General features: G+C 36.1%; 10 protein-coding genes. All 10 read left to right on the forward strand.

What is annotated here, in order from left to right; translation table 11 throughout:
• Window positions 1-642 (forward strand): RNA methyltransferase (locus tag Q0E71_RS04900; RefSeq protein ID WP_294796616.1); only part of this gene is annotated, 642 nt, incomplete at its 5' end.
• A gap of 39 nt (window positions 643-681) precedes the next feature.
• On the forward strand, window positions 682-1,704 hold the full coding sequence (gene pheS / locus Q0E71_RS04905) for a phenylalanine--tRNA ligase subunit alpha (protein WP_058259281.1): 1,023 nt from the start codon (window positions 682-684) through the stop codon (window positions 1,702-1,704).
• A gap of 9 nt (window positions 1,705-1,713) precedes the next feature.
• On the forward strand, window positions 1,714-4,089 hold the full coding sequence (pheT, locus tag Q0E71_RS04910; protein WP_294796621.1) for a phenylalanine--tRNA ligase subunit beta: 2,376 nt from the start codon (window positions 1,714-1,716) through the stop codon (window positions 4,087-4,089).
• Between the two features lie 11 nt (window positions 4,090-4,100).
• The gene (locus tag Q0E71_RS04915; protein WP_294796624.1) at window positions 4,101-4,571 is read left to right on the forward strand and encodes a cell division protein ZapA; all 471 of its coding nucleotides are present in this window, start codon (window positions 4,101-4,103) and stop codon (window positions 4,569-4,571) included.
• The gene (locus Q0E71_RS04920) at window positions 4,561-6,636 is read left to right on the forward strand and encodes a U32 family peptidase (protein WP_294796627.1); all 2,076 of its coding nucleotides are present in this window, start codon (window positions 4,561-4,563) and stop codon (window positions 6,634-6,636) included. The genes Q0E71_RS04915 and Q0E71_RS04920 overlap by 11 nt, the downstream gene beginning before the upstream one ends.
• An 8-nt stretch (window positions 6,637-6,644) precedes the next feature.
• Window positions 6,645-9,014, forward strand: coding sequence for an endonuclease MutS2 (locus tag Q0E71_RS04925; protein WP_294796630.1), 2,370 nt, complete (start codon window positions 6,645-6,647; stop codon window positions 9,012-9,014).
• A gap of 12 nt (window positions 9,015-9,026) precedes the next feature.
• Window positions 9,027-10,721: an arginine--tRNA ligase gene (gene argS, locus Q0E71_RS04930; RefSeq protein WP_367116819.1), complete on the forward strand. Its 1,695-nt coding sequence runs from the start codon at window positions 9,027-9,029 to the stop codon at window positions 10,719-10,721.
• Window positions 10,721-12,415, forward strand: coding sequence for a B12-binding domain-containing radical SAM protein (locus tag Q0E71_RS04935; protein WP_294796636.1), 1,695 nt, complete (start codon window positions 10,721-10,723; stop codon window positions 12,413-12,415). The genes argS and Q0E71_RS04935 overlap by 1 nt, the downstream gene beginning before the upstream one ends.
• Window positions 12,375-13,112, forward strand: coding sequence for a hypothetical protein (locus Q0E71_RS04940; protein WP_294796639.1), 738 nt, complete (start codon window positions 12,375-12,377; stop codon window positions 13,110-13,112). The genes Q0E71_RS04935 and Q0E71_RS04940 overlap by 41 nt, the downstream gene beginning before the upstream one ends.
• Window positions 13,112-14,071: a lipopolysaccharide assembly protein LapB gene (locus Q0E71_RS04945; RefSeq protein WP_294796642.1), complete on the forward strand. Its 960-nt coding sequence runs from the start codon at window positions 13,112-13,114 to the stop codon at window positions 14,069-14,071. Before Q0E71_RS04940 ends, Q0E71_RS04945 begins: the two co-directional genes overlap by 1 nt.
• Window positions 14,072-14,443: the final 372 nt, after the last annotated feature.

Genomic DNA, 14,443 nt, shown 5'->3' on the forward strand with positions numbered 1-14,443 from the left:
AGATTAGTTTATGAGGCTATAGAACGCTCTGCGTCTATAGTGTACATAGTTATTAACGAAGACTTTGATGATGAATATATATCTGATAAGCCTTATGAAATTATTAAAATCGAAAATAATTTATTTAAAAATTTACAAGATACTGTTACATCTCAAGGCATAATAGCTGTCTGCAAAGAGAGTTTAAATGAAGCTTATGACTTTGATGAAAAAACAGTTTTATACTTAGAAGATATACAGGACCCTGGTAATTTAGGTACGATAATTAGAAGCGCGGCGTCATTTGGAGTAAAGACCCTTATACTATCAAAAAACTCATGCGATGTGTACAATGAAAAGGTTTTACGCGCGTCGATGGGAGCCATATTTCTAGTAGACGTTCATTATGAAGATTTAAGTATAATAAATACATTCAAAGAGAAGGGCTACAAAGTATACTCAACATCGCCACGAGGCAAGGCCATAAGCTATACGGATGAAAATGCTTTTATACTTATGGGCAACGTGGGCAATGGCTTAACAGAGGAAGCATTTAAGATGAGTGACGAGACCATCACCATAGCCAATACAGGCAAACTTGAATCGCTTAACCTAGCTGTAGCGAGCTCGATTATTATATATGAAAGATATTTAATGCAATAGTAGCAATATGTGGTATAATATAGGTATCGGAGGAAGCATATGAAAGAAGAACTATTAAAAATTAAAGATGAGGCCAAAGCTTTGATCGAAAAAGCTGAGGACTTAAAGAGTTTAGAAGATTTAAGAGTTAAATTTTTAGGCAAGAAAGGTGACTTAACAGCCATACTCAAGATGATGGGCTCCTTATCACCTGAAGAAAGACCTGTTATGGGACAACTTGCAAACGAAGTAAGAGAAGACATTGAGGCTCTTCTTAAGAATAAATTTGACGACTTAAACGCTCTTGAAAGAGAAAAAAGATTAGATGAAGAGACTTTGGACATAAGTATTGACAAAGATCTAGTTTCATTGGGACATGAGCATCCGCTAATCAAGGTTAAGGAAAAACTTGAAGACTTATTTATGAGGATGGGCTTTAAGGTTATAGAAGGACCTGAGATTGAAACTGTAGAAAATAACTTTGACTTACTTAATGCGCCACAAGATCACCCATCAAGAGATATGTCTGATACTTTTTATATTGATAAAGAAAATTTGCTTAGAACACAAACATCGCCAGTACAAATCAGAGCTATGAAGAAGTACGGAGCACCACTAAAGATGGTTTCATGCGGAAGAACATTTAGGTTTGATGACGTTGATAACACTCACTCACCGATGTTTTATCAAATGGAAGGGCTTGTAGTAGGCGAAAACATTTCTCTAGCTAATTTAAAATTTACTATAGATCAATTTGTTAGAGAGCTTTTAGGCGAAAAGATACAAACAAGATATAGACCGCATCACTTCCCATTCACAGAGCCTAGTATGGAGGTCGACGTTACTTGTCACAAGTGCGGCGGCGAGGGCTGTGAATTCTGCGGAGGAACTGGCTGGTCCATGGAATTACTTGGCTGCGGCATGGTACATCCGAATGTACTTAGAAACTGCGGCATAGATCCAAAGAAGTACTCTGGCTTTGCTTTTGGTTTCGGCGTTGACAGAATCACTATGGTTTCGTATGGTATCAACGATATAAGATTGCTTTACGAAAACGATCAAAGATTTTTAGATGAGTTTTAGGAGGACGATATGTTATTACCAATTAGATGGCTAAAAGATTATGTAAATATTGATTGCGACAATAAAAAACTAGCTGAAGACATCACTTTAACAGGTTCTCATGTAGATGGCATAGTTGACTCATTTAAAGGCCTTGAGGGAGTTATTACTGTTAAGATTAAACGCATAGAAAAGCATACAGATGCTGATAGATTAAGAGTATGCTATGTGGACGATGGCAAGAGCGAAATTGTCATAGTAACTGCTGCACCAAACGTAGAAGAAGGCGATATAGTGCCACTTGCTACAGTTGGAGCAATAATTGCTGGCGGAAATAAGATCGAAGAGCATGACTTTAGAGGAGTAGTTTCTTATGGTGTGTTCTGCTCGTTAGCTGAGCTTGGCTACGATGCAAACGTAATCAACAAAAAAGTAGCTGAAGGAGTTTTAGTTCTTGACGAAGATACTCCTATAGGCAAGGATATAAGAGAAGTTCTAGCTTTAGATGAAAAAGTTCTTGATATAGAGATTACACCAAACAGACCTGACTGCCTAAGCGTTTTAGGAATGGCAAGGGAAGCAAAGGCAACCTTTGATAAAGAACTAAAAGAGCCTGAGTATAAAGAGGCAAAAGATTCTGAAGATATTAAAAATTATATCAAAGACATCTCCATCGATACAAAGGACTGTTTAAGATATTACGCAAGAGTCGTAAAAGATGTAAAAGTAGGTCTTTCTCCACTTTGGATGCAACAAAGACTTATGGAGTCAGGTGTTAGACCTATTAACAATATAGTCGACATTACAAACTATGTTATGCTAGAACTAGGCGAACCGCTACATGCTTTTGATGTAAATACAATTAAAACAAAAGAAATTCACATAAAAAATGCTAAGGAAGAAAAATTCACTACGCTTGATGAAATCGAAAGAGATTTAAAGCCTGAAGACATTGTTATAACAGATGGAAGTGACAATCTTGCTCTAGGCGGCATCATGGGAGGACTTGATTCATCTATTACAGATAGTACTGAAACTATCATGCTTGAAGGAGCTAGCTTTAACAGATCTCAAATCAGATACACATCGAAGAGACTTGGACTAAGAACAGAAGCCTCAAATAGATTTGAAAAAGGCATTTCACCACTAATGTCAAAGAAAGCAGTTGATAGAGCTGCTTATCTAATCGAGCTTTTAGGTGTAGGAACAGTAGTTGATGGTTATTATGATGTAGTTAACTATGAGGAAAAAGATGAAGTGATTGAGTCTGATCCAGCTAGAATCAACACTTTACTTGGTAGCGATTTAAGCGTTGAGACAATGCTTGATAATTTAGCAAGACTTGGTATAGAAACAAAATATGAAGACGGACTTTTGATTTCAAAGTCACCATACTACAGAACTGACCTTGCTATTGAAGAAGATATTGCTGAAGAAGTTGGTCGTATCTATGGCTTCCACAATATTGAAGCAAAGCCTATCAAGTCAGAGACATCAGTTGGTATGCTTGACTACAAAAGACAAATCGATAAGCACATCAAGACTTTACTTATAGGACAAGGCATGGATGAGATACTAACTTATTCATTCATCAGTCCAAAGAACTATGATGCACTTAATTTAAAAGAAGATCATGAGTTTAGAAAATATATCGAATTAATTAATCCACTTGGTGAAGACTTTAGAGCGATGAGAACAACACTTATCGCAAATATGCTAAAAGTTTTATCGCTAAACATCAATAATATGAATGAAAAAGGTGCTTTCTTTGAATTTGGAAACACATTTGAAAAAGAAGGCAGTAAGTATATCGAGAACAAGACTATGTCCGTAGGCTTCTACGGTTATGGTGACTTCTACATGATTAAGGACATCTTAGTTAAGATACTAGAAGGCCTTGCTATAGAAGGATACGAAGTAAAGAGAAGCACTGAAACAAGCATCTTCCACAAGGGTAGAAGTGCTGACTTTTATATCAATGGCGAAAAATTTGCAAGCCTTGGTCAAGTTGACTACGCTGTTTGCGATAAGTTCTCCATAAAAACAGATGTTTATGTGATGGAGCTTGACTTAGAAAAGATATATCCACTAGTTAATCTAGAGAGAAAATATGTAAAGATAAACAAATTCCCAGCTGTTAAGAGGGACTACGCCATAGTTATAGATGACGCTGTTCCATTTGGCGACGTGAAGAAAGAAATTTTATCGCATGGATTTGACATCGTTAAGGACGTACAAATCTTTGACGTATACAAGTCTGATAAGCTTGGAGCTGATAAGAAGTCACTAGCCTTCAAGATTAAGTATCAAGGCGAAAAGACTCTTAAAGATAAAGATATACAAAAAGTTGAGAGCGAAATTTTGGCTTCACTTGAAGAAAAATTCGCTGCCATCTTAAGGAAGTAAGGAGGTAGGAAATGCCAGAGAGAGTAACCGTTCATATCAACGGCAGAGATTTCAATATTCGTTCGGAGTATGATGAAAAGTATGTTTCAGATATTGCATACTATGTTAATAAGTTAATAAAGGATCTTTTAGCTAATAATCCAAGACTTGACTCGCTTATGGCAACAACCCTTGCGACTGTCAACGTTACCGATGAATTATTTAAAGCGCAAAAGAAGCTTAGTGAGTATGAGAACACTCCTATAAACAAGTCAGCGGAGTACATGGACCTAAATGAAGCTTATCAAGAAGCTCTTAAAAAGATTGAGAAGCTTCAAGAAGAGCTTAATAACAAGGCGGACGAACTTGTTAAGACTAAGCTAAATACAGAGGATCTTTATCAACAGCTTAGCCGCATCAAAGAGGGAACAAGTCAAGACAGTGACGCAAAAACTACAAATAAGAGCAATATAAAAAACAATCACAATAATAATGTTAAATAAAAAGACAAAAGTACTAAGCCCTGTCGGCACCTACGAAGCGTTCATTGCAGCGCTTAAAGCGGGTGCTGATGAGGTTTATTTTGGCAGTGAAAAATTCAACGCAAGGCGCTTTGCAAAAGGCATTACAGATGAAGAAATAAAATCGATGATAGAGCTAGCAAAGCTTTATGGCATCAAACTTTGTATGACAGTAAACATCATTTTAGATGATAAGGAAGTAGTCGACGCATTATTTTTGATAGAGCAGTATAGAAATATGGGTGTCGACGCTTTCATAATTACTGATTTGGGTTTAATATCGCTTGTCAAAAAATATTTGCCAGGCGTTGAGGTACATGCGTCAACACAGCTAAACATAGCAAATCTCGCGAGCCTTGACTGGGCTATTGAGAATGGTTTTCAAAGAGCAGTCATAGCGCGTGAAAAAGACTACAGATTTTTAGAAAAAGCATCTGAAAAAGATATAGAGCTCGAAGCCTTTGTTCATGGAGCGCTTTGTTATGCAGTTTCAGGTCAATGCCTAATGAGCTCACTTATAGGTGAAAGGTCTGGTAACCGCGGGACATGCGCACAGCCATGCCGTAAGATGTATGATGTTTACAGCGAAGGAAAATTATTAAGCGAAAAAATTTATGCTATATCAGAGTACGATTTAAATACTTTGGACTCAATAGATAAGCTCATTGGCTATGTTGACAGCTTAAAGATAGAGGGCCGCATGAAAAACCCTTCTTATGTATACTTAATAACTAAGCTATATAAGGATAAAATTTTAGGCGTAGAGAATGCTCATAGACCTGATGAAGTCTTTAACAGAGGCTTCACTAAGGGACATATCTTGAAAGATGGCATGGACAAGATGCTTGTCAAAGAGAAAAAGCATTTTGAAGGCGGTTTTGAGCTAGAAGATTTTTCATTTGCAAAAAAAGATATAAGTTTTGATTTAAAAGCAAAAATTGGTGAAAAAATAATTTTAACTCTTCATTATATGAGTGAAAAATATACTGGGGAGTCTGAATACATAGTGCAAAAAGCAAAGACAGCTTCACTTGATAGAGAAAAAATTATTGATCCAATCATCAAGACTGGAAAAGACTTTTTAAATGTAAAAGACGTGAGACTCGATCTTGATGAAGATGCCTTTTTACCAGTTAAAGAGCTTAAAACATTAAGAAGAGAGCTTATAGAGGAGCTTCTTAAAAAAGATTTTAAGGGCGTTAACATCGATAGAAAGAAAAAAGATATCTTGACTCCTTATGAAAATAAAAAAGCTTTACAGCCAAAAATCATTCTTAGAGCCTCCTCATATAAAGATGTAGAAGGTATTGATGTAGACAAGGCTGATACGCTTAGCCTATATCTAAACAAAGATAATCTTACTTACTTAAGTAAAATCGATATAAATAAAGAAGTATATACATCAAACGCGGCGAGTGACGAAGACCTTGATGAGTACTATGAACTTCTTCATAATTATGGTGAAGCTATCGACTCAATAGAAATAAGTGAGCTAGGTGCTTATCAAAGGCTAAAGAGCTTTGATAAAAAGATATATGCTTCATATATGATGAACGTCTTTAATTCAGAAGCTGCTAAATACATGAGCGAAAGCCATTTTTCAGGCTTTACGTACTCACTTGAGATGACTTTAGCACAGATGGAAAAAATCATGAACTACGGTCTCGAAACAAGGCTATTTGCTTACGGCTATCCAGTCGTCATGATGAGCAAGGCCTGCCCATTAGCAAATATTAGAGATGACTGTGACCAAAGATGTGACGCCTGTCCTATAAACAAGGCAAATGAACTGGTTTATGAGGATAAGGAGCGTTTTATCTTTACTCGCGAAAATAATTATACGAAGATTTATAACTCGCAAAAAATTTTTATGCTCGACAAGATGGACGACATCAAAAAATTAGGAGCTTCAAGCATTATCATAGATCTTGATAATGAAAGCGATAAGAAAAAAATTAATGAATATATAGAAAGAATTAATAATGGAGATGGAATAGACGCGATAGAAAGTTTTACTAGAGCGCATTACTACAAAAAAGTTTTATAGGTGAATAAATGGACAAAGCACTCAAAGTTTTAGAATATGACAAAATAATAGATATGCTACTAGACTTAACTCAAGGTGAGCTTGCAAGAGACTTGGTAGAAAAGCTTGAGCCGTCAAATGACATAGATGATATAAGGCGCATGCAAGAAGAAACATCTGAAGCCTACAGGGTTTTAGTGAGGTACGGAGACATTGACTACTCATCCGCAACGCATATAAAGCATCTCGTGTCAAAGGCAAGTCTTGGGTCCATGCTTTTTATAGAAGATTTATACGATATAATGCAAAACATCTTCTTAGTAAGCTCAATTAAGAGATATTTAAAAACATCTATAGAAGATGAAAACTTAAAGCTAAAGCACTTAAGAAGGCTAAACGACAGCTTAGCCTCACTTGATGATCTCAAGAAAAAGCTTAGCATGACTATAGTATCGAGAGACGAGATAGCGGACAATGCCTCGAGCACTTTAAGGAGCATAAGGCGAAGCAAGAAGCTTAAGAATCAAGCGATAGAAGATAAATTAAATTCATATATAACTAGTGATAAAACTAAAAAATATTTACAAGATGCCATAGTTACTATGCGTGAAGGAAGATATGTAATACCCGTTAAAAACGAGTACCGATCAAGTGTTGAGGGCATGATACACGATATATCTCAAAAGGGATCAACAGTTTTTATTGAGCCAATGGCAGTCGTTAAACTAAATAACGAGTTAAGAGAGCTTGAAAACGAAGAGAAAAAAGAGATAGAAAGAATACTCTATGAGCTATCAAGCGAAGTATCTGAGTACAAGGCCTATCTTGAAACGAATGAAGAAGCTTTAAAAAGTATCTCATTTATATTTGCAAGGGCAAGGCTAGCTAGAGAGATGAGGGCGACAGAGCCAGTTTTAAACGATAAAGGCTATGTCAATCTAAAAAATGCAAGGCACCCATTAATACCAAAAGATAAGGTAGTGCCAACAACACTTGAGCTCGGAGATGAGTACACATCACTTATAATCACAGGACCAAACACCGGTGGTAAGACAGTTAGCTTAAAGACGGTTGGACTTATTACGCTGATGGCAAAGTCTGGTTTAAATATACCATGCGATAACAATTCATCAGTGGCAGTCTTTGATAAAGTTTACGCTGATATAGGCGACGAACAATCGATAGAGCAGTCACTATCAACATTTTCATCACACATGAAAAACATTGTTCATATAGTTGAAAACGCCGAATATAATGACTTAGTTCTATTCGATGAACTAGGTGCAGGTACTGATCCAACTGAGGGAGCGGCTCTTGCTATATCCATATTGAAGCTCTTTAGAGAGAGAAGAATTAGGACCATGGCGACGACACATTACTCACAAATCAAGTTTTATGCGCTTACGAGCGAGGGCGTGAAGAATGCATCGATGGAGTTTAACGTCGATACACTGTCACCAACATACAGGCTCATCATAGGCATACCTGGTAAGTCAAACGCTTTTGAAATATCGAAGCGGCTTGGCCTTGATCAAAAGATTATTGATAGCGCAAAAGAGCTTTTAAATGAGAACGACACTCGTTTTGAAGATGTTCTTAAGGCCATAGAAGAAGATAGAACTGAGATTGAAAACAAAAGAATTAAGATTAATGAAGAGAATGAAGAGATAGAAAGGCTTAGAGAAAAGCTTGAGAATAAAAATAAAAAGCTTGAAGATAGGCAAGAAGCCATCATTAACAAGGCAAAAGAAGAAGCGAGAGAGATAGTTAAGAAGGCGAAGAGCGAGAGCGCATTTATAATAGACGAATTAAAAGACATCTCATCCTTATCTAAAAAAGAGGACAGACGAAGGCTTCAAGAGGCAAAGGACTACCTAAGAGAGCTTGAAGATGAAAATAGATTAAAAATAAAAGACAATAAGAAGCGAACAAAAGAAATTCCTAAGGACATCAAGCTTGGTGAAAGCGTTAGAATCATTAGCATTGATAAGTTTGGCGAAGTAGAGACGCTTCCTGATGATAAGGGCGACTTAAATATTCAAGTTGGCATCATGAGTGTTAGAAGCAATATTAATGACATAGAGCGAAGTGAATCAAAAGAGGAAGTAAAGGTCGAGAAGAAGACTAAGTCCATTAACAAGGCTAAGTCAAAAAATATAAGTTCAGAAATTAATTTAATCGGAAGAACGGTTGATGAAGCGATACTTTTACTCGACAAATACCTTGATGATGCCTACCTCGCAAGGCTTAAAGAGGTCAGGATAATTCACGGTAAAGGCACTGGCACACTTAGGGATGCAGTAAGAAAGTATTTACAAAATAGCAAACATGTTATAGAATATAGAGAGGCAGACTATACGGAGGGCGGTTCAGGAGCTACCGTAGCTGTTATTAAGTAGGAGGTAATTATGATAAATTTTAAGGAAAAAGTAAGCGACGCTTTAAGCGCAGTTATTGAAGAGCTATCTAAAGAAGAGATAGATAATCTAGTAGAAACACCGCCATCGTTTGATATGGGTGACTACGCGTTCCCAGTATTTAGACTTGCAAAGACATACAAGAAAGCACCTAATCTCATAGCTGAAGACATAAAAGAAAAACTAGGGGATAACGAATATTTTGAAAAGATAGAAAATGCAGGACCATATGTAAACTTCTTTATTAATAAAGAAAAACTTCTTGAAGCAGTTTATAAAGAGATAGAAGAAAAGGGAGAAATGTATGGTTCATCAGACATGGGTAAGGGCAAAAACGTTATCGTTGAGTTCTCATCACCTAATATTGCAAAACCAATGCACATAGGTCATATAAGATCAACAGTTATTGGTAACGCTCTTTATCATATATTTAAGCACCTTGGCTACAATGCCATCGCCATCAATCACTTAGGTGACTATGGTACTCAATTCGGTATGCTTATAGCTGCTTACAAGCTTTGGGGCGACAGAGAAGCTATCGAAAAGAATCCTATAGACGAACTTCTTGATTTATATGTAAGATACAATAAACTTCAAGAGCTAGATCCAGCTGCAAGAGACACTGCTAGAGACTGGTTTAAAAAGCTTGAACAAGGCGATGAAGAAGCTACTGAAATATGGACTTGGATGAAACAATTATCAATAGTTGAGTTCGAAAAAGTATATGATATGCTTGGAATAAAATATGACTCATACAAGGGCGAAGCATTCTACTCAGATAAGATGCCAGCAGTTATCGAAGAGATAAAAGAAAAGAACATCGGTAAGATGGACGACGGCGCATACATCGTTGACTTAAAGCCATATAACTTAACACCTTTGATCATAGTTAAGTCCAACGGAACAACAACTTATGCGACAAGAGACATCGCTGCTGCTAGATATAGAAAGAAAACTTATGACTTCTACAAAAACATCTACGTAGTTGCCAGCGAACAAAATCTTCACTTCCAACAATGGAAGCAAGTTCTTAAGCTAATGGGAGACGAGTGGGCAGATGATTGTATCCACGTTAACTTCGGTTTAATCTCACTTAAGGACGGCGCTCTATCAACTAGACAAGGAAGAGTTTTAAAACTTGAAGACGTTTTAAACAAGGCCATAGAAAAAACTAGAGATATAATTGAAAAGAGAAATCCAAATCTTGAAAATAAAGATGAAGTAGCTAAGATGGTTGGTACTGGAGCTATAGTTTTCCAAGAGCTATTCAACCAAAGAATCAAAGACTATGTATTTGACTGGGACAAGACACTTTCCTTCGAAGGAGAAACAGGTCCTTACGCTCAATACACATACGCAAGATGTAAGTCATTAATCGATAAGAACGGCGGTTTTGATCCAGAGAAAGTTGATTTTGATCTAGTTAAAGACGAAGCTTATGAAATATTAAAATATGTTTATGACCTACCAAGAACTATAGTTATGGCGATGGAAAAGTACGAAGCCTTTTATATAACAAGAAACATCATAGACATAGCAAAGGCATTCAACAAGTATTACGCAGCAAACCAAATAATTACAGACGACGAAAAGCTTACAAATTCAAGACTTGCTATAGTTGACATAACTCAAAAAGCGATTAAAGTAGGCATGAACCTAATAGGAGTACAAACTCCAGATAGAATGTAATGAAAGTCGTATTTGTAGGTATTAACGCAAAGTTTTCACATACAAATATTGCTATAAGATATTTAAACAATGAGCTTAAAGATATGGTAGATTCTTCCTTTGAGGAATTTACCATAAACGAGCCTTTGGAGAAGATTGTTTACGAACTTCACAAGAAAGACGCCGATGTACTTATGTTTTCAACTTATATTTGGAACATCGATTACGTCAGAAAAGTTATTACTTCGCTAAAAAAGATTAAGCCAAGCTATACCATAGTCCTAGGCGGACCTGAGGTGAGCTTTGAAAAAGAAAGCTTTCTTAGAGCAAATCCAGCCTGTGACTACATAATCTATGGCGAGGGCGAGAGGGCTATGAAGGAATTTATTCTTTATAAGCAAGACGAGCTAAGTATTGACGAGGTTCACAATCTAGCCTATATTAATGATAATAGATACATTAAAACTGAAGAAGCACCCCTTATCGACATGAAGGATCTTAGCTTTCCTTATGAAGATGAAGAGGCTTTGGAGCATAGAACACTCTATTATGAAGCACAAAGAGGCTGTCCATATAGGTGTTCTTTTTGTTTATCTTCAGCAATAAAAGGTCTTAGGTACAAGCCCATTGACTTAGTGAAGATGGATTTAGATAGGCTTATAGCTATGAAACCGTCTATAGTTAAGTTTATAGACAGAACCTTTAACTCGAACGAAGACTTTGCTATCAATATAATCGAACATATTTTAGAAAATAATAAAACGAATACCAAATTTCATTTTGAAATCACTCTTGATAGGATGAGTGACAGATTTTACGAGACTTTGAAGAAACTTCCTAAGGATATGGTGCAGTTTGAGATAGGACTTCAATCAATAAACCCACAAACGCTCAAAGCGATTCAAAGGCACAACGACTTAGAGAGAATCAAAGGGCACTCGCAGATGATTAAGGAGCTGGGGACTATTCATCAGCACATAGACCTTATCGCAGGACTGCCTTATGAGGACTTTGATAGTTTTAAAGAGTCTTTTAACTATCTTTATGATTTTAAGATAGAAAAAATTCAGCTCGGCTTTTTGAAAATGCTTAAGGGCTCCTTAGTGCGTTCACAAGAGGAAGCCTTTGGATATAAATACACTGACTATGCGCCTTATGAGGTTTTGAAAAATGAATTCTTATCTACAGATGAAATTATTGAGCTAAAGAAAATTGATTACGTCGTTGATAAAATTTATAACGAGGGAAGCTTTAAAAGAACACTCGAGATACTTGAAAGGCTGTACGCAAGCCCATTTGCAATGTTTGAAGATCTAGCAAATTTTATCGATGAAAACTTTGGCGTAGATAAGACCATTAAAAAAGAAAATTTATATAGACTAGTATATGAATTTATAAAAGTAAAAAATATTCTATCGGATGAGCTGGTCAAAGCACTGAGTCTTGACTATGCAGTGAACGTCAAATCACAGGCACCGCTTGACTTTATGCCATTTACAAAGCTTAGGGGTGACAAGCTACACAGCATTTTAAGGGATGAAGAGTTTAGAAAAACTTATTTATGGAAATATATAGAAGAGAAGAACAAAGACATCGTCAATAAGGTCGCCATCATACTTATGGATGGAGCAGCATATCTGGTTGACGAGGACGTAGAAAGGATTAGTGATGACTATGTTCAAAGATATAATTTATACAAACACAGAAGCGTTTAAAAGGCTTGGCACAACTATAAAAGAGAACTTTTCAGTGCTTATAGTCATGATGCTAGGCCTATTTGCCTTTGATTATCTGACAAACTTGATAGCTGGAGCGCTCGCAATGGCGCTTGGCGGCGGCTTTACTATAATGCTAATAAGCCTCTTTATGTATATACTTATGCTTTTGAAATTTTCACTAGTGGCAAGTCTATTGTCAAGAGCAGTTGAAGGCGAGAAGATTCGTCTAAACAGCATATTTATGGGCTATAAGTATTACTTAACAAAGCTAGTTAACTATGTCTTCATCACTTATCTATTTGGCTTAGTTTTGGATATGGTCTTTAGCTCAGGCTCATTCACAAATCCTTATCAAGTGGACCACAGCCTATTATATGCCAAAATGCTAGTGAACTTCATCGTTGTCTTCATTTTTAATGCATCGTTTGAAACACTTTACCAAACAGGAAACAATAGCATAGCCATCTTTACGTATGGAGCAAAATTCTTTTTTAATAACTTCCTTCAATGGTTATTCGCAGCAATACTATTAGTCCTTGCGCTTAACAGTGATATATTTGCAGGCGGCATCATTTTAAAAGGGATAGTTAGCTACGTCTTAATGCCTATCATCTTCATATATAGAGGCCACCTATTCAAAATACTTGACAATTCATCCATGAGAATGAGAGCTTTTAGAAGGAGAATGGACTAATGAATATCGATAGTTTTAAATATTTACTTAGTGAAATATTTTTCATAGACTTAAAAGAAGAGCATGGAGCCTTCAAAAAGAACGTTGAATACCCAGTTCTTATCAAGGACATGAGAAATATTGTAAAAGAGAATAAAGAAGATATAGATGCAAAGCTATTTTTAAGAGCTATGCCCATAGTTTTGTCACTCGATAATAATTTTACGCACAAAAGTGCTTATGAAGATGCAATAAAAACTGTGAAGGACTTTGATAAATTCTTATTGCATGAAAGTTTAAACGAAGGCAATGACATAGATATAAGGCTAGTCTATGCCTATTATCTAAAAGAAAATTACGACGATGTAAATTATGTATATTTATATGTTTCACTTCTAGAAGAAAAGTACAAAGAAAAGGCCATTGACGAAGCTATAGAAATCTTTGAAAAGATTTACCTTGATTATAAGGATGGGAAGTACGCTTTATACAAGCTAGGATATTACTATAGATATAAGAAGGACTACATCAGAAGTAAGGCCTACTTTGAAAAATACCTGAAGCTTGAGGACGAACTTGAGAAAAAAGAAGAGGTTCATGGCGTTTTGAGCCTTGACTATGAAGAGTACAAGATTGAACTAGCCGAGTACTTTATAGGCGTGAAAAAATTTAAGGAAGCATATGATATATTGATAGAAAACATTGATAATGCTAAGGATGATAGAGTCTTTTACTACTTAAGCGTTGTTATGACCATGACAGGTAATTTCAAAGAGGCGCTTGACTACGCGATAGAGTCGAGCAAGGACAGGCAGAGCGCTCAGTACATGGATCAGCTTGCTATATCAAACTACAACAGCGGCAACCTCGATAGCGCCATCGCAATACTTGAAAAGCAGATAAAGAAAGAAGACTACACGCCGAGCACGAAAGAGTACTTAGATAAGATGATAGAACAAAGAGATATGATGAATAAATAAGAGATGAACCCTCATTGACGAGTAAGTCGGTGAGGGTATTTTTTATTTATATGGATTGGGTCTTGGGTGTATGATGAGCGGATGATTTATGACACGTACTTCGTGTGAGACGATTGATACAATAGTGTAAATTGATTTGCTTGACAACAATGTATAGTAGCAAATAAAAGACTTGTATATTAATGTAAAAATATTTTTAAAAATTTTTAAAATTGTTTAACTTTTTTCGAAAAAACCCTTGACAAGTAAGAAAATTAATGGTAGAATGGATAAGTCATCTGGAAAAACCATATGGCAAGCAAAACTGAATAAAAGTGAAAAGAACGATTTAAACCAATCAATTTTTTTATTGATAAATAATTTCGAATTTAA

The organism is uncultured Fenollaria sp. (assembly GCF_934202865.1).
Lineage (GTDB): Bacteria > Bacillota > Clostridia > Tissierellales > Peptoniphilaceae > Fenollaria.